Origin of the sequence: Streptomyces sp. NPDC046900 (assembly GCF_040644975.1) — a bacterium.
GTDB lineage: Bacteria > Actinomycetota > Actinomycetes > Streptomycetales > Streptomycetaceae > Streptomyces.
In genome coordinates this window covers 44,415-65,387 of record NZ_JBEYXD010000049.1, presented here as the reverse complement: position 1 = coordinate 65,387, position 20,973 = coordinate 44,415, and the positions used below count along the sequence as shown (strand labels likewise).

The 20,973-nt window shown below is 68.2% G+C and carries 18 protein-coding genes and 1 tRNA gene; 11 read left to right on the top strand and 8 right to left on the bottom strand.

The features are described 5' to 3' along the window. Window positions 1–141: 141 nt before the first annotated feature. Window positions 142–852: a DUF5324 family protein gene (locus ABZ904_RS33770; RefSeq protein WP_359390451.1), complete on the bottom strand. Its 711-nt coding sequence runs from the start codon at window positions 850–852 to the stop codon at window positions 142–144. A gap of 451 nt (window positions 853–1,303) precedes the next feature. Here ABZ904_RS33770 and ABZ904_RS33765 point away from each other — a divergent pair, with 451 nt between their 5' ends. Both ABZ904_RS33765 and ABZ904_RS33760 read left to right on the top strand, forming a co-directional pair. Next, a complete protein-coding gene (locus ABZ904_RS33765) occupies window positions 1,304–1,837 on the top strand; it encodes a peptidylprolyl isomerase (protein ID WP_359390448.1) in 534 nt (177 codons plus the stop codon). Between the two features lie 96 nt (window positions 1,838–1,933). Next, window positions 1,934–2,848, top strand: a complete 915-nt coding sequence (locus ABZ904_RS33760; RefSeq protein ID WP_361827647.1) for a rhomboid family intramembrane serine protease — start codon at window positions 1,934–1,936, stop codon at window positions 2,846–2,848. 302 nt (window positions 2,849–3,150) lie between these two features. Here ABZ904_RS33760 and crgA read toward each other — a convergent pair whose 3' ends face one another. Continuing rightward, entirely contained in the window at window positions 3,151–3,405 is a 255-nt protein-coding gene (gene crgA / locus ABZ904_RS33755; protein WP_359390442.1) for a cell division protein CrgA, read from the bottom strand. A gap of 142 nt (window positions 3,406–3,547) precedes the next feature. Between crgA and ABZ904_RS33750 the strand changes: the two genes are divergently transcribed. The 6 genes from ABZ904_RS33750 to ABZ904_RS33725 all read left to right on the top strand — a co-directional run bounded on the left by ABZ904_RS33750 (window position 3,548) and on the right by ABZ904_RS33725 (window position 7,929). Beyond that, window positions 3,548–4,360: a DUF881 domain-containing protein gene (locus ABZ904_RS33750; protein WP_359390440.1), complete on the top strand. Its 813-nt coding sequence runs from the start codon at window positions 3,548–3,550 to the stop codon at window positions 4,358–4,360. A 37-nt stretch (window positions 4,361–4,397) separates the two neighbouring features. Then, window positions 4,398–5,084, top strand: a complete 687-nt coding sequence (locus tag ABZ904_RS33745; RefSeq protein ID WP_359390435.1) for a class E sortase — start codon at window positions 4,398–4,400, stop codon at window positions 5,082–5,084. 52 nt (window positions 5,085–5,136) lie between these two features. Then, the gene (locus ABZ904_RS33740) at window positions 5,137–5,298 is read left to right on the top strand and encodes a hypothetical protein (protein WP_359390432.1); all 162 of its coding nucleotides are present in this window, start codon (window positions 5,137–5,139) and stop codon (window positions 5,296–5,298) included. Continuing rightward, the gene (locus ABZ904_RS33735) at window positions 5,295–5,933 is read left to right on the top strand and encodes an aminodeoxychorismate/anthranilate synthase component II (RefSeq protein ID WP_359390429.1); all 639 of its coding nucleotides are present in this window, start codon (window positions 5,295–5,297) and stop codon (window positions 5,931–5,933) included. The genes ABZ904_RS33740 and ABZ904_RS33735 overlap by 4 nt, the downstream gene beginning before the upstream one ends. Beyond that, entirely contained in the window at window positions 5,930–7,105 is a 1,176-nt protein-coding gene (locus tag ABZ904_RS33730) for a class E sortase (RefSeq protein WP_359390426.1), read from the top strand. Before ABZ904_RS33735 ends, ABZ904_RS33730 begins: the two co-directional genes overlap by 4 nt. Before the next feature lie 101 nt (window positions 7,106–7,206). Continuing rightward, window positions 7,207–7,929, top strand: a complete 723-nt coding sequence (locus ABZ904_RS33725; RefSeq protein ID WP_359390731.1) for a class E sortase — start codon at window positions 7,207–7,209, stop codon at window positions 7,927–7,929. Between the two features lie 80 nt (window positions 7,930–8,009). Here ABZ904_RS33725 and pknB read toward each other — a convergent pair whose 3' ends face one another. From pknB to ABZ904_RS33695, 6 genes are all read right to left on the bottom strand, one after another. Further along, on the bottom strand, window positions 8,010–9,998 hold the full coding sequence (gene pknB / locus ABZ904_RS33720; protein ID WP_361827641.1) for a Stk1 family PASTA domain-containing Ser/Thr kinase: 1,989 nt from the start codon (window positions 9,996–9,998) through the stop codon (window positions 8,010–8,012). 170 nt (window positions 9,999–10,168) lie between these two features. Continuing rightward, a complete protein-coding gene (locus ABZ904_RS33715) occupies window positions 10,169–11,656 on the bottom strand; it encodes a penicillin-binding transpeptidase domain-containing protein (RefSeq protein WP_361827638.1) in 1,488 nt (495 codons plus the stop codon). Continuing rightward, window positions 11,653–13,098 (bottom strand): FtsW/RodA/SpoVE family cell cycle protein, encoded by a 1,446-nt coding sequence (locus ABZ904_RS33710; RefSeq protein ID WP_361827635.1) that lies wholly within the window; start codon window positions 13,096–13,098, stop codon window positions 11,653–11,655. The genes ABZ904_RS33715 and ABZ904_RS33710 overlap by 4 nt, the downstream gene beginning before the upstream one ends. Window positions 13,099–13,125: 27 nt before the next feature. Then, window positions 13,126–14,643 (bottom strand): Stp1/IreP family PP2C-type Ser/Thr phosphatase, encoded by a 1,518-nt coding sequence (locus ABZ904_RS33705; RefSeq protein ID WP_359390415.1) that lies wholly within the window; start codon window positions 14,641–14,643, stop codon window positions 13,126–13,128. Between the two features lie 121 nt (window positions 14,644–14,764). Then, window positions 14,765–15,277, bottom strand: a complete 513-nt coding sequence (locus ABZ904_RS33700; protein WP_359390412.1) for an FHA domain-containing protein — start codon at window positions 15,275–15,277, stop codon at window positions 14,765–14,767. 10 nt (window positions 15,278–15,287) lie between these two features. Next, window positions 15,288–16,136 carry a DUF3662 and FHA domain-containing protein gene (locus ABZ904_RS33695; protein ID WP_360991050.1) on the bottom strand — a complete coding sequence of 283 codons (849 nt, stop codon included), beginning with the start codon at window positions 16,134–16,136 and terminating at the stop codon, window positions 15,288–15,290. Between the two features lie 710 nt (window positions 16,137–16,846). Here ABZ904_RS33695 and ABZ904_RS33690 point away from each other — a divergent pair. The 3 genes from ABZ904_RS33690 (at window position 16,847) to ABZ904_RS33680 (ending at window position 20,711) form a co-directional block, all read left to right on the top strand. After that, window positions 16,847–16,933, top strand: a tRNA-Leu gene (locus ABZ904_RS33690). A gap of 726 nt (window positions 16,934–17,659) precedes the next feature. Beyond that, window positions 17,660–18,520, top strand: coding sequence for a hypothetical protein (locus tag ABZ904_RS33685; protein ID WP_361827630.1), 861 nt, complete (start codon window positions 17,660–17,662; stop codon window positions 18,518–18,520). A gap of 430 nt (window positions 18,521–18,950) precedes the next feature. Further along, the gene (locus tag ABZ904_RS33680; RefSeq protein WP_361827627.1) at window positions 18,951–20,711 is read left to right on the top strand and encodes a hypothetical protein; all 1,761 of its coding nucleotides are present in this window, start codon (window positions 18,951–18,953) and stop codon (window positions 20,709–20,711) included. The last annotated feature ends 262 nt before the right edge of the window (window positions 20,712–20,973 follow it).

The window sequence follows — 20,973 nt, the reverse complement described above, 5'->3', positions numbered from 1 at the left end:
TCACTGGAGACCAGGACAGCTCGACGCCCGCCTCTTCCGAGGTGGCCGTCAGCTCTATCGGCGAGCCCTCCGGCGTCGCCACGCTCGGCCCTCAAGTCTCCTGCCCCACGGTGCTGTTGCCGTCTGGTTGGACAGGCGGTGTCAGCGTCGGTCGTCGTTGTCCGAGTCCTCCTCGGCCTGCTTTGCCTCCACATCGGGGTCCAGCACGCTCGGTCCGCTGCCGTCCACCGATGTCAGACGGTCGCTCTGCGGGACCTCGGTCGCGGCGGGCGGCTCGACGAGCCAGTCGGGGTTCGCCTGCCTGTCCCACCACTTCCAGGCGGCGAAGGCGCCGCCCGCCAGTACGCCCAGCACCGCCAGACCCTTGGCGATGCGGCCGGCCTTCGCCCGCCGCTGCTGCTTGCGCACCAGTTTCTGGATCTGTCGCGGCGAGATCTGACCGCGCAGCGCGGCCAGCGCCGCGACACTACGGGCCGCCGCCTCGTCCCGTGCCGGACCTGCCGCGGCGACCGCCTGCTCGAACCGGGGACGGGAGTAGTCGGCGGCCTGCCGGGCAGCCTTGCGGGTGTAGGCCGCGGCATCCTGTGCGGCCTGGTCGACCCTGGGCGGCACATGGGTGCGGGCCTGTTCCAGGGCTTGTTCCAGGCGCGGGGCGAGATAGGCGTCGTACTGGACGCGGGCCTGTCCGGCGGCCTGCGACACCTTCGGCGCGAGTCGGACGCGCGCCTCGTGTGCGTAGTGCGCGGCCTTGTCCTTGGCCGTGTCGGCGTAGGGCGCCACCACTTCCGCGGCATGCAGCACGCTGTCCTTCGCCGAACCGGTCGCGGCGCGCACGCTGTCGATGCGGGTCACGGGTTCCTCCTCCTCGGTGGCGTACGGTAATTCGACTTTCCAGCCTTTTACGGATCATGCCTCTCGAAGAACCGCCGGGCATGCGAGCAGGGGCATCCGGGTCATGGGACTCATAGCGGACGGCCCCGGTCCGCGTCCGGGGTCGGTGACAAGGGGAATGATCATGCGCATCGGCCGATCACATGCAATAGCGGATGAATACGGGGCAACAGGAGCTTGACGACGACAATGCCACGGATCGCCGCTCTGCGCCCCCGCGACGGGACGACTCGGCTTGTTTTCCAAGCGCCCGGAGCACGGGACGGAGCCCCAGAGCCGCCCGCGACCGCTCCGGCAAGCCCAGATGACGGTGGAGCGACGCGCGGATGTCCACACAGAGGTGGGGCCGGGCGACGTGGGGGGCATACCGTGCGAGGATCGGGGAGTCACAGAGGACAACGGAAGGCAGATCGTGGCTGAGCAGCTTTACGCCACCCTGAAGACCAACCACGGCGACATCCAGGTCCGGCTTCTGCCGAACCACGCGCCCAAGACGGTCCGGAACTTCGTCGAGCTCGCCAAGGGCGAGCGTGAGTGGACCCACCCCGCCACCGGCGAGAAGTCCGCCAAGAAGCTCTACGACGGCACGGTCTTCCACCGGGTGATCAGCGGTTTCATGATCCAGGGCGGCGACCCGCTGGGCAACGGCACCGGCGGCCCCGGGTACCAGTTCGAGGACGAGTTCCACCCGGACCTCGCGTTCGACAAGCCGTACCTGCTGGCCATGGCCAACGCCGGCCCGGGCACCAACGGCTCGCAGTTCTTCATCACCGTCTCGCCGACGGCCTGGCTGACCCGCAAGCACACCATCTTCGGCGAGGTCACCGACGCGGCCAGCCAGAAGGTCGTGGACTCCATCGCCACCACTCAGACCAACCCGCGCACGGACCGCCCGGTCAACGACGTCGTCATCGAGTCGGTCGTCGTCGAGTCCCGCGAGGGCTGAGCCCGAGGGGCACACCGCACGAGGGAACAAAACCGCCCCGCCCGTCCGTAGAAGGAAGGGCGGGGCACCCCGTCGTACGCGGAGAGTGAGGGACCCATGGACCAGGCGCCAGGCAGCCCACCGCAGGGCCCGCCGCACCAGGAGCCGCACGGAGCACGGGAGCTGCCGGTCTGCTACCGGCACCCGGACCGTGAGACGGGTATCCGCTGCACCCGCTGTGAGCGCCCGATCTGCCCGGAGTGCATGGTCAACGCCTCGGTCGGCTTCCAGTGCCCGGACTGCGTCCGCAGCGGCTCCGGCACGGGGCACGCCCCTGCCGCCTCGGCGCCCCGCACGCTTGCGGGCGGAACCGTCACCGCCGACCCCCGGCTGCTCACCAAGCTGCTGATCGGGATCAATCTGGCGGTCTTCCTGGTGCAGCTGTCGGTGGGCGACCGCTTCACGGACCGCTTCGAGCTCCTCGGCCAGGCCTACGTCCCGCTGCTCGGCTCGGTCGAGGGCATCGCGCAGGGCCAGTGGTACCGCCTCCTGACGGCGATGTTCCTGCACGGCAACTTTGTCCACATCCTGTTCAACATGCTCAGCCTGTGGTGGATCGGCGGCCCGCTGGAAGCGGCTCTCGGCCGTGCCCGCTATTTCGCGCTCTACTTCTCCGCCGGGCTGGCCGGCAGTGCGCTCACCTATCTGATCGCCGCCCCGAACCAGCCCTCGCTCGGTGCCTCCGGCGCGATCTTCGGGCTCTTCGGCGCCACGGCCGTGCTGATGCGCCGGCTCCGCTACGACATGCGGCCCGTGATCGCGCTCCTGGTGATCAACCTGATCTTCACGTTCGGGTGGAGCAATATTGCATGGCAGGCCCACATCGGGGGACTCGTCGGCGGTGTGGTGGTCGGCTACGCCATGGTCCACGCCCCGCGTCAGAGGAGGGCCCTCGTGCAGTACGGGGTGTGCGCGCTGGTGCTGGCCGCCGTGGTCCTCATGACGGTCCTCAGAACTGCCCAGCTCACCTGAACAGCCGATGTGTACGGGCCGTAGCCCGAGGTTGTACCCAGCGTTGTCCACAGTCTGTGGCGGATCTTGTGCACCTGGTGGGGAACGACCGCGCCCCCTGTCACTGACCGGAGTTTTCCCAGGTCGGACAGGGGGCGAACAGTTTTGCGGGAGCCGGTGATTCCGTCATACCGGTGTCAACGCCCGAACGGTTATCCACAGATGGTCGTTCTTTTTCCACTGGTCGCGGACTCTGTGGACAAGGTTGTGGATAACTCAGCGCACAGCCATGGGCAGAGCCGGCCGCGAGCGGGCGTGAGCCGCTACTTCCACTGCGTGGAGACGCCGAACCCGGCCGCGATGAATCCGAAGCCCACCACGATGTTCCAGTTGCGGAGGGCGTGGATCGGCAGTGAGCCGTCGGTCACGTAGAAAACGACGATCCAGGCGAGACCGATGATGAACATGGCCAGCATGACCGGCGCCACCCAGCCACGGCTGTTCAGCTTGATAGCCGTGGCTTGCTTGGACGGCGGCGGCGTGTAGTCGGCCTTCTTGCGGATACGTGACTTCGGCACGAGGGTCTCTCCTGTCGATGCGCTGCGTGGCCGCGCAGGGAACTGGGGCGGGCTCCGGAGCAGCGTACAAGGGGACACTGAGCGCTCCCCCGGGCGTCCGTTAGCGTAGTGCTTCCGCGGCGCCGAAGGAGATAAGGGTACGTTGAGCAATACTGCCGACTCCTCCCAGCCGGGTTCCGACGCCCCGGAAACGGGGTCCACGGGGTCCGTCTCCCCGCGCACACGCCGACTGAGGCCCGTGCGCGTCCTGACCGTGGGCGTCTTCGCGCTCGCCGGCCTGCTCTTCTTCACCAGCTTCAACACGGCCAGGGGCACCAACATCCGCACGGACTCCTCGCTGCTGAAGCTGTCCGACCTCATCCACGACCGCAGCCACAAGAACGCCCTGCTCGATGAGTCCAACGCCACACTGCGGGACGACGTGGACACCCTGGCCAAGCGCACGGGCGGCAGCACCAGCAAGGCCGAGGAGGCCCGGCTCGCGGCGCTGGAGAAGAACGCGGGCACCGAGAAGCTCACCGGCAGGGCCGTCACGGTCACCCTCAACGACGCCCCGCCGAACGCCACGGCCAAGCTCCCCGGCTACCCCGAGCCGCAGCCCGACTACCTGGTCATCCACCAGCAGGACCTCCAGGCCGTGGTGAACGCCCTGTGGCAGGGCGGCGCACAGGGCATCAAGGTCATGGACCAGCGGCTGATCTCCACCAGCGCCGTGCGGTGCGTGGGCAACACCCTGATCCTCCAGGGCCGGGTCTACTCGCCCCCGTACAAGATCACTGCCGTCGGGGACCCGGACAAGCTGCAGAAGGCGGTCGCCGCCTCGCCCGCGATCCAGAACTACATGGTGTACGTCAACGTCTACGGCCTCGGCTGGAAAGTCACCGAGGACGGGACGGTGACTCTCCCCGGCTACTCGGGCACAGTGGATCTGCACTACGCGAAGCCCGTGGAGTAGAGCCGGGAACAGCTGCCGCTGGGGGAAACCTGTGTCGGTGCGCGTGATCGTCCGGACCGTCAGCGAACTGTGCATCACCGCCGGCACTCTCATCGTCCTCTTCGTCGTCTATGTGCTGTTCTGGACCGGTGTGAAGGCCGACAGTGCGATGAACGAGCAGGTCGACCAGTTGCAGCGGCAGTGGTCGACGGGGACGGTGCGGCCGACGACTGCGGCCGGCGGCCCGGCGAGCCCGCGGAAACCGGCGCCGTACGTCCCCGGCCGGCCGTTCGCCGTCATGTACATCCCGCGGCTCGGTTTCACGTGGAACAAGCCCGTGCTCGAGGACACGGCCGTGGACACCCTGAAGAAGGGGCTCGGCCACTACACGGGCTCGGCCCAGCTCGGCCAGGAGGGCAACTTCGCGGTCGCAGGCCACCGGCGCACCTACGGCGACCCCTTCAAGGACTTCCCCAGGCTGCGGTCCGGTGACGCCGTCGTCCTCACCGACGGCACAACCTGGTTCACGTATCGGATCGACAAAGGCCCATACAAAACCGTGCCCACGGACGTTGAAGTAATCGACCCTGTACCACGTAAATCGGGTTACAAGCGTCCGGGCCGGTATCTGACGCTGACCACGTGCGATCCCGAATGGGGGCACAGTCACCGGCTGATCGTCTGGGCGCACCTCGATTCCACACAGCCTGTGGAGGCAGGGAAACCGGCGGCTCTGCGCCGTTAGTCTGGTGGCGTACGGCGTGAGTCTGGTGCCGTGGAGAGACGGAAGGGACGGCATGTACGGCTGGATCTGGCGGCATCTGCCGGGCAACGCATGGCTGAAGGCACTGATCTCCCTCGTGCTGGTCCTGGCTGTGGTCTACGCCCTGTTCCAATACGTCTTCCCGTGGGCAGAACCGCTGTTGCCCTTCAACGATGTGACGGTGGACAACCAGTGAGCGCCCGCATCCTCGTCGTCGACAACTACGACAGCTTCGTCTTCAACCTGGTGCAGTACCTGTACCAGCTGGGCGCCGAGTGCGAGGTGCTGCGCAACGACGAGGTCTCGACGGGACACGCCCAGGACGGCTTCGACGGCGTGCTGTTGTCCCCCGGCCCCGGCACCCCCGAGCAGGCGGGTGTCTGCGTGGAGATGGTGCGGCACTGTGCCGCGACCGGCGTCCCCGTCTTCGGTGTCTGCCTGGGCATGCAGTCGATGCAGGTGGCCTACGGCGGTGTCGTCGACCGTGCGCCGGAGCTCCTGCACGGCAAGACCTCTCTGGTCGAGCACGAGGGCAAGGGTGTCTTCGCCGGGCTGCCGTCCCCCTTCACCGCGACCCGTTACCACTCCCTGGCCGCCGAGCCGGAGACGGTGCCGGCCGAGCTGGAGGTCACGGCGCGCACCCACGACGGGATCATCATGGGTCTCAGGCACCGCGAACTCCCTGTGGAGGGCGTGCAGTTCCATCCCGAGTCGGTGCTGACCGAGCACGGCCACCGGATGCTGGCCAACTGGCTGGTGGAGTGCGGTGACCAGGGGGCCGTGGCGAGATCGACGGGGCTCGCCCCGGTGGTGGGCAGGGCCACGGCGTGACCGCCCTGCGCCCCGAGCGCGAGACCGGCGCCTCCTACGGCGGCGCCGCGGAACCGGGACCCCCGTACGCGCAGCAGCCGTACGGGGGCGCCGGAGCGTGGCAGGGGCAGGAGTGGCACGGCAGCGCGGGCTACGGCGACCAGGCGTACGCGGACCCGTCGTACGGGCAGCAGGCGTCCCAGCAGGCGTACGACCCCTCCGGGGCACCGCTCTCCTACGGCGAGCCCGTGAGGGCCCCGTCCTACGGCGCACCGGCGCCCGTGGACAGTGAGACGGTCGCGCTGCGCTCCGCCGACGTGGAGGAGGCCCGGCGGGCCGCGGACCGCATCGGTGGCGCCGGTGACGCAGCCCCGTCCGGTGGCCGCGCCGCGCGGCGCAAGGCGGCGCGGCGGCACGGGCGGCGTGGGAACGGTCCCCAGACGACCGAGACGGCCGCTGGGACGCCCGCAGAGGCCCCCAGATCCCGTCTGGAGGCCCGGCGGGCCGCACGGGCCCAGAAGCCCAGCACGGGCGTCCTGGTGAGCCGCGTGGTGGGCGAGCTGTTCATCACTACCGGTGTGGTGATGCTGCTGTTCGTGACGTACCAGCTGTGGTGGTCGAATGTGCGGGCGCACCAGGAGGCCGGCAGTACCGCGCAGCACCTGCAGCAGGACTGGGCCACCGGCAAGCGGGAACCGGGCGAGTTCGCCCCCGGGCAGGGCTTCGCCCTGCTGCACATCCCGAAGCTGGACGTGGTCGCGCCGATCGCGGAGGGCACCAGCAAGACGAAGGTGCTCGACAAGGGCATGGTCGGGCACTACGGCGAGGGCAGCCTGAAGACGGCGATGCCGGACGCCAAGACGGGCAACTTCGGGCTCGCGGGACACCGGAACACACACGGCGAGCCGTTCCGGTACATCAACCGTCTGCGGCCGGGTGACTCGATCGTGGTGGAGACGCAGGACGCGTACTACGTCTACAAGATGACGTCCACCCTTCCGGTGACGTCGCCGTCGAACACCGGCGTCCTCGCCCCCGTACCGAAGGGCTCCGGTTTCACCCAGCCGGGTCGCTACATCACGCTGACCACCTGTACTCCGGAGTTCACCAGCAAGTACCGCTTGATCGTGTGGGGCAAGATGGTCGAGGAACGGCCGCGCAGCAAGGGCAAGCCGGACGCGCTCATTTCGTAGGACACGCGGACCCGGCAGGGCACGCGGGCTCACAGGCACGTGGAAAAGACGGGGCAGATGCAGTGGGAGTGACGACCGACCAGGACGAGCAGACCGGCGCGATGTCGCCGGGCGCCGGCTTCCCGTCCGGACCGCGGCAGGGCGGGCGCGGCAGGGTGGCAGCGGCCGTCAGCGTCTTCGGAGAACTGCTCATCACGGCGGGCCTGCTCCTCGGCCTGTTCGTCGTGTACTCGCTGTGGTGGACGAACGTGATAGCGGACCGCAGGGCCGACCAGCAGGGCAACAAGGTGCGCGACCACTGGGCGGCCGGGAAGGACGCCGGGCCGGGTGCGCTGGACACCAAGGACGGCATCGGCTTCCTGCACGTGCCGGCGATGAAGAACGGCGATGTGCTGGTCGAGAAGGGCACGTCGACGGACGTCCTGAACAACGGCGTCGCCGGCTACTACATCGATCCCGTCAAGGCGACGCTGCCGATGACGGGCAAGACCGGCAACTTCGCGCTGGCCGCGCACCGCGACGGGCACGGGGCGAAGTTCCACAACATCGACAAGGTGAGGAAGGGCGACCCGATCGTCTTCGAGACGAAGGACAACTGGTACGTCTACAAGGTCTTCTCGATCCTGCCGCAGACGTCGAAGTACGACGTGAAGGTCCTCGGCGCCGTCCCCAAGCAGGCCGGTGTGAAGAAGCCGGGCCACTACATCACCCTGACGACGTGCACCCCGGTCTACACGTCGGAGTACCGCTACATCGTGTGGGGCGAACTGGAGCGCGTGCAGAAGGTCGACAGCAAGCGGACCCCGCCGAAGGAGCTGGGCTGAGCGCCGTACTTCCCCGGACACACGACTGAGCCCCGGCCCCCTCGAGAGGGAGCCGGGGCTCAGTCGTCGTACCGGGCGGGTCAGTTCCTCCTGCCGGTGATTCCACCGAAGAAGTTCGTGCCGCCGTTGTTCCCGTTGCCGCCCTGGTCGATGGCGACGAGGTTCACTGCGCTGCCCTTCGGGACCTGCTGGCCCTGGGGCGGGTTCGAGCCGACGACCGTGGCGTTGTCGTCCTGGGCGCCGGAGATCTGGCCGACCTGCAGGCCCGCGTCCTGCAGCATCCGCCTGACGTCCTTGAGCTTCTGGCCCTGGATGTTCGGAACCGTCGTCTGCTCGTTCTGGGCCTGCCTGCCGATCTGGATCGCGACCGTGGTGCCCTTCTTGACCGTGTCGCCCTTCGCCGGAGAGGTCTGGACGACCTTGCCGACCAGGTTCGGGTCTGCGGTGTCCACGTCGGTGCAGTCGCCCGGCGTCAGGTTGTTCGCCTGAATCTGCTGCTTGGCCTGGTCACAGGCCTGGCCCGTCACATCGGGCACGGTCGTCGTCTCCGCCGCCTTGGCGACCTCGAGGGTCACCGTCGAGCCCTTTTCCAGCTCGGTACCCGGGTCGGGGTTCTGGCTGAGGACCGTGCCGGCGGCCTGACTGGACTCCGACTGCTTGGTCTTGACCTGGAAGCCCTTGCTCTCGAGCTGCTGCGTGGCCGCGTTTACGTCCTTGCTGATCACGTTGGGCACCGCCACCTTGGGCGCGCCCGTGGAGACCACCAGGTCGATCTTGGAGTTCTTCTCGACCTCCGTGTTCGGCGTGGGGTCTTGGGTGCAGATGTTGCCCTTCTTCTGGTCCTCACAGGGCTTCTGCGAGAAGGACAGCTTCAGCTCGGCGTTGTTCGCCAGTTGCTGCGCATCGGCCTTGGACTGGCCGACGAAGTTGGGCGTGGCCACCTTGTCGTTGCCCACGCCCCCGCCGCTGAACATCCACTTGCCGATGAGGATCGCGCCGACCAGAACCAGCACACCCGCGACGACCAGCAGGACCGTCGAGGTGTTCGACTTCTTCTGGCGGCGGCGGTCCGGGCGGTCGTCGTAGCCGAAGCCGCCGTCGTCGGGGTTCATCGGCGGCAGCATCGTGGTGGCGCCGCCACCGCCGTCCGCGCGCAGGGCCGTCGTCGGCTGGTCGTCGGGATAGCCGCCGTAGCCGACCGCGCCCAGCGCGGCCGTCGCCGCGACCGGCTGGCCGTCGAGGCACGCCTCGATGTCCTGCCGCATCTCGTCGGCGCTCTGGTAGCGGTAGTCCGGGTCCTTGACCAGCGCCCGCAGCACGATCGCGTCCATCGCCGGTGTGATCTCCGGGTCGAAGACGCTCGGCGGCTGGGGTTCCTCGCGGACGTGCTGGTAGGCGACGGCGACCGGGGAGTCGCCCACGAACGGCGGACGGACGGTCAGAAGCTCGTAGAGCAGGCAACCCGTCGAATACAGGTCCGACCGGGAGTCGACCTGCTCGCCTTTCGCCTGCTCCGGCGAGAGGTACTGGGCCGTACCGATCACCGCGGCCGTCTGCGTCATCGTCATACCGGAGTCGCCCATGGCGCGGGCGATGCCGAAGTCCATCACCTTGACCTGGCCGTTGCGCGTCAGCATGACGTTCGCGGGCTTGATGTCGCGGTGGACGATGCCGCTGCGATGGGCGTACTCGAGGCCCTGGAGGATGCCGATGGTCATCTCCATGGCTCGCTCCGGCAGCAGCTTGCGGCCGCTGTGAAGAAGCTCACGCAGTGTGGACCCGTCGACGTACTCCATCACGATGTACGGGATCGAGACCCCGTCGATGTAGTCCTCGCCCGTGTCGTACACCGCGACGATCGCGGGATGGTTGAGCGAGGCGGCCGACTGGGCCTCCCGGCGGAACCGGGCCTGGAACGACGGATCGCGTGCGAGGTCCGCCCGCAACGTCTTCACCGCCACGGTGCGGCCGAGCCGGGTGTCATGCGCGAGGTAGACCTCGGCCATGCCACCACGGCCGAGCACCTGGCCCAGCTCGTACCGGCCGCCGAGGCGACGCGGCTCTTCCATAGCTTCCTACCAGCCCTCTCCGTCGATCCCGACCACACCCGCGTGTGATCCGGCGGTGTGCTGTCCGGGCATACGGTACCCGGCTAGCTCTGCGTGACCTGGCCACATCCGCCACCCGATACAGGACCGGTATCGCAACGTGCACCGATGTGAAGGGAACGTGACGGGGGTCACTTCTTGCTGTTGATGACCGCCTCCATGACGTTCTTTGCGATGGGAGCGGCGAGGCCGCCACCGGAGATGTCGTCGCGGTTGGCCTTGTCGTCCTCGACGACCACGGCGACGGCCACCGGGGAGCTGCCGTCACTGAGCTTGGCGTACGAGATGAACCAGGCGTACGGCTTCTCGCTGTTGTTCAGACCGTGCTGGGCGGTACCGGTCTTACCGCCCACCGTGGCGCCCTGGATCTGCGCATTGGTACCGGTGCCCTTCTGGACGACCGTCTCCATCATCGACTGAAGGATCTGGGCGTTCTTCTCGGACAGCGGCCGGCTCAGCTCCTGCGGCTGGGTCTGCACCAGGGTGTCGACGCCCGACGTCTCCAGCTTGTCGACCATGTACGGCTTCATCAGCTTGCCGTCGTTGGCGACCGCCGAGGCGACCATCGCCATCTGCAGCGGCGTCGCGGCTGTCTCGAACTGGCCGATCGAGCTGAGCGCGGTCTGCGGCGCGTCCATCTTCTCCGGGAAGTTGGAGGCGTTGGCGCGGACCGGCGTGAACTGCTCGGAGTCGAACCCGAACTTCTTCGCCTCCGCCAGCATCTTGTCCTTGCCGAGGTCCGCGCCGATCTTGCCGAAGACCGTGTTGCAGGAGAACTGCAGCGCGATGCGCATGGTCGCGTCCTTGCAGGGGATGTTCCCCTCGTTCTTCAGCTCGGTCCTGGTGTTCGGCAGGGTGAAGGGCAGCGGCGAGTTGGTCTTCTGGTCGGCCTCGGAGTACAGCCCGTTCTCCAGCGCGGCGGCCGCGGTGACCACCTTGAAGGTGGAGCCCGGCGGGTAGGTCTCGCGCAGAGCCCGGTTCAGCATCGGGTCGCTCGGGTTGTTCTTCTTCTGCAGTCCCGTCCAGGCCTTGGAGTCCACCGAGGTGGAGTTGCCCGCGAACGACGACGGGTCGTACGACGGGTAGGAGGCCAGCGCCAGGATCGCCCCGGTCTGCGGGTCGAGCGCCACCGCGGCGCCCTTGCCGCCGACGTTCTTGAGCCCGTCGAACGCGGCCTTCTGCGCGGCCCCGTTCAGCGTGGTGACGACGTTGCCGCCCTCCTGCTCCTTGCCCGTCAGCATGTTGAGCGTGTTGCGGAAGAACAGCCGGTCGTCGTCGCCGGTGAGGATGCCGTCCTCGATGGACTCCAGCTGCGTGGCGCCGAACGCCTGGGACGCGTAGCCGGTGACCGGCGCCCACATCGGGCCGTCCTTGTACGTCCGCTTGTACGCGAAGTCGTTGAGGCTGTCGGTGGACGTCTTCTTGGACCCGGTGATCGGGTTGCCGTCGACGATTATGTCGCCGCGGGGCTTGGAGTACCGGGCGATCAGGACACGGCGGTTGTCCGGGTTGGTGCGCAGGCTGTCGGCCTGGACGTACTGGAGCCAGTTGTCGCGGATGAGCAGCGCGAGGACGAGCAGCCCGCAGAAGATCGCGATCCGGCGCAGGGGCTTGTTCACGGGCGGACCACCTGGGTCATCTCGGCGTCGGGGTTCGGTGCGGGGGACGGTGCGGGACGGCGCGCGGTGTCACTGATGCGGATCAGGATGCCGATCAGTGCCCAGTTGGCGATGACGGACGAACCGCCGTACGCGAGGAAGGGCATGGTCATACCGGTCAGCGGGATGAGGCCCATGACACCGCCGGCGACGACGAAGACCTGCAGCGCGAAGGCGCCGGACAGGCCCACGGCGAGCAGCTTGCCGAACGGGTCGCGGGCCGCGAGGGCGGTGCGGACGCCGCGCTCCACGATGAGGCCGTAGATCAGCAGGATCGCCATGATGCCGGCCAGCCCGAGCTCCTCGCCGAACGTGGCCAGGATGAAGTCGGAGTTCGCGGCGAAGCGGATCAGGTCGGAGTGGCCCTGGCCCAGGCCGCTGCCGAGGGTGCCGCCGGAGCCGAACGCCCACAGGGCCTGCATGGCCTGCTCGGAGTGGACGATGCCGTCCTGGGCCCCGGAGCGGCTGAGCTGGTACTCGTGAAAGGGGTTGAGCCAGGCCTGCACACGCGTCTGGATGTGCGGCTCGAAGCTCGCGACGCCGACGGCGCCCACCGCGGACATCAGCAGACCGAAGACGATCCAGCTGGTCCGCTCGGTGGCGACGTACAGCATGATGATGAACATTCCGAAGAACAGCAGCGATGTGCCGAGGTCGGTCTCGAAGACCAGGATGAGGATCGAGATCGCCCAGACGACCAGGATCGGGCCGAGGTCACGGCCGCGCGGCAGGTAGAGCCCCATGAAACGGCGGCTGGCCAGGGCCAGCGCGTCACGCTTCACCATCAGGTACCCGGCGAAGAACACCGCCAGCACGATCTTGGCGAACTCACCGGGCTGGATGGTGAAGCTGCCCACCTGGATCCAGATCTTGGCGCCGTAGACGTTGGCACCGAGGCCCGGGACCAGCGGGAGCAGCAGCAGGACCAGCGCGACGACCATGGAGATGTAGGTGTAGCGCTGCAGGACCCGGTGGTCCTTCAGGAAGACCAGTACGCCGACGAAGAGCGCGATGCCCATCGCCGTGTAGATCAGCTGGTTGGTCGCCTTGCCCCCGGCCACGTGGATCGACTGCAGCAGCTTGGACTGGTCGAGCCGCCAGATGACGACCAGGCCGAGTCCGTTGAGGAGCGTGGCCAGCGGCAGCAGCAACGGGTCCGCGTACGGCGCGAACTTGCGGACGACGAGGTGGCCGACCCCGGCCAGCAGACCCAGGCCGATGCCGTAGCTGAGCAGTCCGGCGGGCACCGAACCGTTGATGGCCAGGCCTACGTTGGCGTAGGCGAACACCGGGATGGCGACGGCGAAGATCAACAGCGCCAGTTCGGTGTTGCGCCGGCTCGGCGCCCCGATCGAGCCGATCGTGGACGTGTGGTGGGTCGACGTGTTCGTACTGCTGCTCATGGTGTGACAGGGCCCCTCACGGCTTGCTTACTGCTTACCGCACAGTGAGACGACCTTCTGCTCTTCCTCCGAGAGGGTGGGGCCGGGTGTGGGTGTGGGTGCGGTTGGGGTCTTGGTCGCCGAGCCCGAGGGATTCGGAGTCGGCGTGGCCTTGGACGTCAAGGAGGTGGTGGTGGTTCCCGTGGTGTCCCCGCCCTTGCCGGCCTTGGCGCCGCTCGCACTCTCGGCCTGCTGGCGCTCGTCCTCCTTCTTGCACGCGGACGCCTGCACGGCCAGTTCGGACACCTTCGACTGGGCCGCCGGGAGACCGCCCTCGGCGATGGTCGCCTTGACCTGCTTCTGCTGGTACGGCGGCAGGTACTTGAGTTCGATCTCGGGGTGGTCCTTCTCGACTTTCGAGAGCGACACCCACGCCAGGTCCTGGCTGATGCCGCGGTACAACGCGACATGCTCGCCGTTGGCGCCGACGTAGTACTGCGTCTGCGTCCACTGGTAGGCGCCGTAGGACCCGCCGCCGAGGATGCCGAGCGCGAGGACCGTGTAGAAGGATCTCTTCAGCCACTTGCGGCCCTTGCGCGGCTTGACGAAGTCCTCGTCGGTGTAGTCGTCGAAGCTACCCGCCGGGACGTAGCCGGTGGTGTCGCCGCTGCCGGGCGGCCCGAACTGGCCGCCGCCCTGCCCGGGCACCTGGCGGCCGAGGCCGGAGGCGCGGCCGGCGGGCGTCTGCATGATGCCGTTGTCGTGCAGATGATGCTGGTTCTCGGCGACCGCGCCCACCACGATCGGGGTGTCGGAGAGCTGCGCCGCGAGGGTGTCCCCGGTGTCCAGGTCGAGGACGTCGGCCACGATGACCGTGATGTTGTCGGGGCCGCCGCCGCGCAGCGCGAGCTGGATCAGCTCCTGCACGGTCTCCTGGGGGCCCTGGTAGCTGGCGAGGGTCTCCTCCATCGTCTGGTGGGAGACCACCCCTGACAGTCCGTCGGAGCAGATCAGGTACCGGTCGCCGGCCCGCACCTCACGGACGGACAGGTCGGGCTCGACATGGTCGCCGCTGCCCAGTGCGCGCATCAGGAGGGAGCGCTGCGGGTGGGTGGTGGCCTCTTCCTCCGTGATGCGGCCCTCGTCGACGAGCCGCTGCACCCAGGTGTGGTCCTGGGTGATCTGCGTCAGGACGCCGTCCCGCAGCAGATACGCGCGCGAGTCGCCGACGTGGACGAGGCCGAGCCGCTGACCGGTCCACAGCAGGGCGGTGAGCGTCGTCCCCATGCCCTCGAGCTGCGGGTCCTCCTCCACCATCGCGCGCAGCTGGTCGTTGGCGCGCTGCACCGCCGCGCCGAGCGAGGTGAGGATGTCGGAGCCGGGGATGTCGTCGTCGAGCGCGACGATGGTGGAGATCACCTCGGAGGAGGCGACCTCACCGGCGGCCTGGCCGCCCATTCCGTCGGCGATCGCGAGCAGGCGCGGTCCGGCGTAGCCGGAGTCCTCGTTGCCCTCGCGGATCATGCCTTTGTGCGATCCGGCGGCGAAGCGCAGTGACAGACTCATGCGCACCTCGCCTGTCGGCTCCGGGTACATCCGCACGGTGCCCACCCTCCGGTCGGGAGCGCGCCGGGGCCCGTGGTGTGGGCCACCGCTGCGTGCTCGCTCCGCTCGCTCATTTTTCGTACTACTTCCGCAGCTCGATGACGGTCTTGCCGATGCGGATCGGCGCGCCCAGCGGAATCGGTGTGGGAGTCGTCAACCGGGCCCGGTCCAGATAGGTGCCGTTGGTGGACCCGAGGTCCTCGACGATCCACTGACCATCCCGGTCGGGGTAGATCCTGGCGTGCCGACTGGAAGCGTAGTCGTCGTCCAGCACGATCGTGCTGTCGTGGGCGCGGCCGAGCGTGATCGTCTGGCCCTGCAGCGCGACTGTCGTACCGGTCAGGGAACCCTCGGAGACGACCAGCTTGGTGGGGGCACCACGGCGCTGCCGGCCGCCGCTGGGCTGCTGGCGCTGTGGCGGGGGCGCCGCCTGGCGGGCGGCCTGCTGGGGCCGTCCGCCGTCCCGGCGCGAGCCGCGCTGTGTGACACGCGTACCGAACAGGTCGCTGCGGATGACCTGCACGGCCACGATCACGAACAGCCACAGTACGGCCAGGAAACCCAGCCGCATGACCGTGAGGGTCAGCTCTGACATTGCCCCCGCTTCACCCTTCGGCTTGCCGGTAAATGATGGTGGTGCTGCCCACGACGATCCGCGAGCCGTCGCGGAGCGTAGCGCGGGTGGTGTGCTGCCCGTCCACCACGATGCCGTTGGTGGACCCGAGATCCTGGATCGTCGAGGGCGTTCCGGTCCGGATCTCACAGTGCCGGCGCGAGACGCCGGGGTCGTCGATCCGCACGTCGGCGTCGGTGCTGCGGCCCAGCACGAGCGTCGCACGGGAGATCTGATGGCGGGCGCCGTTGATCTCGATCCAGTAGCGGGTGCGCCCGCCGGAGGCCGGGGCGGCACCAGGGCGCTGGCCCGCGGGCTGCGGGTAGCCGCCTCCGCCGGCGCGCCCGCCGGGCGGCGGCGCGGACGGCATCGGGGGCACTCCCGCGGGAGCCGCGGGCTGCGGGTAGCCGTACCCACCGGGGCCCTGCCGTCCGGCCGGGGCGGCCGCGGGCGCCTGCTGGTCCGTGGAGGAGGCGAGCGTACGGCTGCGCACCCGGTACAGACCGGTGTCGAGATCGTCGGCCTTCTCCAGGTGGACCTTGATCGGGCCCATGAACGTGTACCGCTGCTGCTTGGCGTAGTCCCGCACCATGCCGGCGAGCTCGTCGCCGAGCTGGCCGGAGTAGGGGCTGAGGCGCTCATAGTCCGGCGTGCTCAGCTCCACGATGAAGTCGTTGGGGACGACAGTCCGGTCGCGGTTCCAGATGGTCGCGTTGTTGTCGCACTCCCGCTGCAGCGCACCGGCGATCTCCACGGGCTGGACCTCGGACTTGAACACCTTGGCGAAGGTGCCGTTGACCAGACCTTCGAGACGTTGCTCGAACTTCTTCAGGACTCCCATGGGGCACCTCCTCCGTCGTTGCCGTCCTGCGTCCTGCTTACCTGGTACTGCTTACTGATCGTATCCACGCGCCGGAAAATCGGCTGGTTCCCCCTAACGGCCCTGTCGACGATGCCGACGCCTCGGGAGTTCCCGTGGGACGACCTCTTCGAACTAGTTCCGGACGTACTCCTTGCACGTACGGCGCGGAGTAGTCCTGGCATGGATCGTAGAGGTGGCTGTAGACCAGTGTCCCGCACCTGACTGTGGACCCTGTCCCCTCCCGGATAGATGGGCGGGACCGGTACGAGGTTGATACGTGAACAGAGTCGCGTTGAGACGTTGTGGGACGCCGTGGGGGATATGGGCCGGCCGGCCCGGGAAATGGACCGTCGGCCGCTTTCGGGAGTGCCGTCGATCACGGAGGTGACGGGTCCTCCCGCGGGTCTGCGGACGGCGCCGGCCGCCGCCGTCCGGTGTCGCACGGCGGAGCGGTCGGGGACGGGGTGCGGGCCGCTCAGGGCGAAGGGCGGAGGGTGCGAGGTGGTGGCCGGTAGGCGCCGATGGGTTCGTGTCCACGCGGGGCCCTGCCGGGCCGGGCAGGCCATGGTGTCCGGTGCCAGGGGCCTGCGGGAAAGGGATGTGAACCCACCCTCTCCAGCGTGCTAATGTTCTGGATGTCGGAAGGCGGCGGCGCCGCAAGGAGCCAGGGACCGGAAGACACACCCAATGCGCGGGTGGCGGAATAGGCAGACGCGCTGGATTCAGGTTCCAGTGCCCGCAAGGGCGTGGGGGTTCAACTCCCCCCTCGCGCACCACGAGGTACCGACGAAACGGGTCTCAGTCAGTGGCGGAAGTCACGACGGGGCCCGTTTATCGTTGTTCTGCCGGGTTCTGTCGAGAATGTGAGACATTGCACGGTTCGAGCCGAGACGCCGTCAGGGCCCCGATATGTGAGGCATCTCACGGCGGGGTTCTGCTTCTTTGTCCTGATGTTCGCACTTCGGCGGCCGGTCTGGTCAGGGCGATCTACGCCGCCGGGACCAGGTAACCGGCTGGAGTCCAGGACCTCGGTTCTTCAGTCTTCCGGCGGTGATGGGTACGACGGCGTGGTCGTTCGCTGTTCAGTGCCAGGGTGTCCAACCACTTCTTGATTTTGCGGCGGTTGGCGTGGCCCAGCTGGAAGGCGAGCAGGATCGTCTGTGCCGCGGTGCCGCGGTGCCGCGGATGCGGTGGGAACCCGCGGACTCGATCGTCCACACCCTGATCGGTGGTCGAGACGAAATTCCCGAGGTCGCTCTCGAGGGGGAGCTCGAGAACTACGAGGACGTTGCGGCATTCGCCGGCTTCGAACCAGACGACGAGGAAGGTCTGAGGTCCCTCCGTGCACTTGGTGACTGCTACGGCGACGAGTCGCCGGTCCGCAAGCGCATCGACGAATCCCTCGCCGAAGCCGCGACGCCCGGATACCGGGCGTCTGATGTGCCTGCCATGCGATCCGAGAGACCCGCTGACCATGATTGCGGAAAACGATCTTGGTGTGCGTGGGAAATGACGACGACGATGGAGGGGTGGACTACGCGATCGAAGCAACTCGGAGCGTGGTTTCAGCCTGGAGCGTGAGGCGGCTGCCGTTCGAGCCCCAAGGATGGCAGCGTAGGTTCCGGGATGAACTGCGACTGGCGTTACAGGCACTTGAACCGGAGCGTGGGCACGGGCTGATAGCTGAGTACGACGCTCCGGATGACGCGTTCGCCGACGTGGAGAACGTCCTGCTGTACAACATCGGAGCGGGTTCCTATGGGCATCTGCTCGGCCCGGGACTGGTCTGCCGCCGCGGCAGCAGCACCGACGGTCGACACCATGTGCGCTACACCCTCGCCTCGGCGATACCTGATCCCGACCCAGACGCCACAGTGGTAATCGGTGATCTCGCTGCTGACCTTGGCGCCCAGCTCCCGCGGACGCCAGGGGAATGGTGGATGCGACTGCGCCCGCGCACCACGATACGAACCGGAAGGTCCGGGGCAGACCGAGTAGCAGACTCATTCGTGCTGGACTTGTCGGTGGCGGGACCTGACCTTCCCGGCCGGCGCGCGGCAGGCACCGTCAAGGCTCTGCTCGACGGCGTGGTCAGTTGCTTCCACGCCCACGACGGCAGCGAGTCCGACGTGCTCCTACCGCGATTGACAAGCCTCGGGGGCGACCAGGCATGGGAGCTTGTCTGTGAGCCAACTTCCGCGGTCCTCGGAGTGCGACCTCTTGTCCGCCCACACGGCAAAGGCATCGCGTGGAACCCGGCAGATGAACGCTGCCATGCCTTCCGCGTCGCCTTCGTCTGTGACACCCGGTGGAAAGTGCAGGCCCAACTCCGCGTCCACGCATCACCGGACGACGAAGGTTGACGAGTGCGTTGGAACGAACCCCCCATGGAACGCTGGGAAGTTCGTCGAATTGGTTCTTCGGGGCTGCCGCATCTTGCTCGCCTGGTAGAGGAAGGGCTGCCCTGACCGGCTGACTGCGGCACGCACCGGCAGGAGACCGCCCGCCGGGCCGGCCTGGGCATCGGGAGCGGAGCCCGAGAGGCGTGTGGCAAGCCGGCTGCCGCCCGCAGTAAACAGTTGATCAAGGGACGGTGGGGTCCTCCGAGGCGGTGTTAGCGTCCGGGTGCTCTGCGGTCCCGTATCGCAGCAGCGGGGGAAAGGCCGCGTGCGTGGGGAGACGCATGCTGCCCTGGCAATCGCCGTGTGCGCAACCTGGCCCCCGGGCGCTGCCCCCGCGAGAGCGCAGGCATTCGACACTGACGTACGGGCAGGGCCCAGAAGGAAGACACCTGTGAATCGAACCGCGCACCAGCGCGGCAGGCTCGCGCTGCTGCTGGCCGGCGCGATCGTGGCAGCGTTTCCGGCGGCAGCGGCCGCCGACGAGACCCCGATCGACCCGGCACTGCCGGCGCCTACCTTGCCGGCCGGAGCGGACTGCGGCAGCGACAGCAGCCCGACCTGGCGGACCGTGTCCAGTCCGCCTCCCACGGGGATGACCGTCTCCATCGGCGTACCGCGGCCCACGGTCAACGGGGTGACGTACCAGGGGGTCGTCCACATGTGGGACGTGGACGGTTCGCAGGCGGCCGACGGGTCCGTCTCCGGGCTGCCCGGGCCCGTCCAGTCCGTGTACGTCCCGCTGCCCCTGGCGGACGGGCACACTTACGGCTGGCACGCGTCGACGTACGACGGGACGGCGTACTCGAACCCGACCGAGCCCTGCTACTTCAGGGTGGACGGGAGCGCGCCCCTCACTCCGGTCGTCACCAACCCGGACTTCCCTCCGGTGGGCAGCCCGGGAACGCCCACGAAGGCTGCCGGGCAGCCCACCACGTTCAGCTTCAGCTCCACCAGCGATCCCCTGCCCAGCGGGTGCGCCGAGGCGGGCGCCCCGGACTGCCAGGCCAGCGGCTTGGACCACTTCGAGTACGCCCTGGACCAGGAACCGGGCATCGGTGCCGCCCGGGTTCCCGCCGACGCGGAGGGCAACGGCAGTCTGACGACCGCCCTGTCCTGGGGAACGCACACCCTTTACGTCGTCGGGGTCGATGTGGCCGGGAACCGGACGCAGCAGCCAGCTGCGTACACGTTCTCGGCTCCGTGGCAGCTCCCGCCCCCGAGTCAGCCCACCCTTGACCTCACCGCCCCGGTGACATCCGGCCGGACGGCCCAACTGACCGTCTCCGGGCAGCTGTCGGCGGCTCCGTACTCATCCGGTGAGGCCGTTCACGTGGTCAAGAGCGACCTGGCCCATCCCGCCGGTGTGGCGCTGCCCGATGCGCCGTTGTCCGCCGACGGCACGTTCCACATTGCCGATGTCCCGCAGGTCGGTGGAGCCAACACCTACACCGTGACCTACGCGGGTGACTCCACCCATCAGGCCGTCAGCGCGTCCGCGACCGTCCAGGTCTCCCGCAGTGCCACTGCGGTGTCCATCAAGACCGACGCTCCGTCGTACGCCTACGGCGCGACCGCAAAGGTCACCGCCCACCTCGGCACGACCTATAACGGCCGTACCCTCGCCATCTACGCACAGCCTTACGGCGGCAAGAAGGCGCTGGTCGAGAACGGCACGGTGAACAGCCACGGCGACCTGGTCACGACCTACAAACTCACCCGCAGGACCACCTTCACCGCGGCTTTCGCCGGTGACTACCGTTTCGCCCCGGCCACGGCCGCCACGACCGCGTCGGCCTACGCCAAGGTGTCCGAGTCGCTCAGCGGCTACTACGGGAGCACCCACTACGCCGGCCTTCTCTACCGGGTCTACCACCACACCGCCGAGGCCAAGCTGAACGCCACGGTCACGCCCAACAAGGCCGGCCAGTGCGTGCAATTCCAGATCCAGCGGTACTACGGCGGTGCCTGGCACACACAGAGCACCTCCTCCTGCCGCAAGCTCAGCACCTCGAGCACCGGCTACGCGACGCTGAGCCTCACCAAGGCGGTCAACAGCAAGTTCCGTATGCGGGCCGAGTATGTCCACAGCAGCAAGGACACCGGCAACCTCAACACTTGGGGTGCATGGCAGTACTTCACCGTCAGGCAGTGAGGCACGCGGTCCGCTGCGATAGCCGCCGACCGTAGACCGCTCCCATGGCGGCGTGGACGCGCAGGTATCGGGGCACGCTCCGATCTGGACTGTGGGAAACGATCTTTGATGAGGGTGGCGCGGCCCCTGATCAGCGCATTTCGTCGGGTGCCCCACCACGAGGTACCGATAAAACGGGTCTCAGCCAGTGGCGGAAGTCACGGCGGGGCCCGTTTTTCGTTCTTCTGGTCGAAGATCTGAGACATCGCACGGCGGGGCCCTG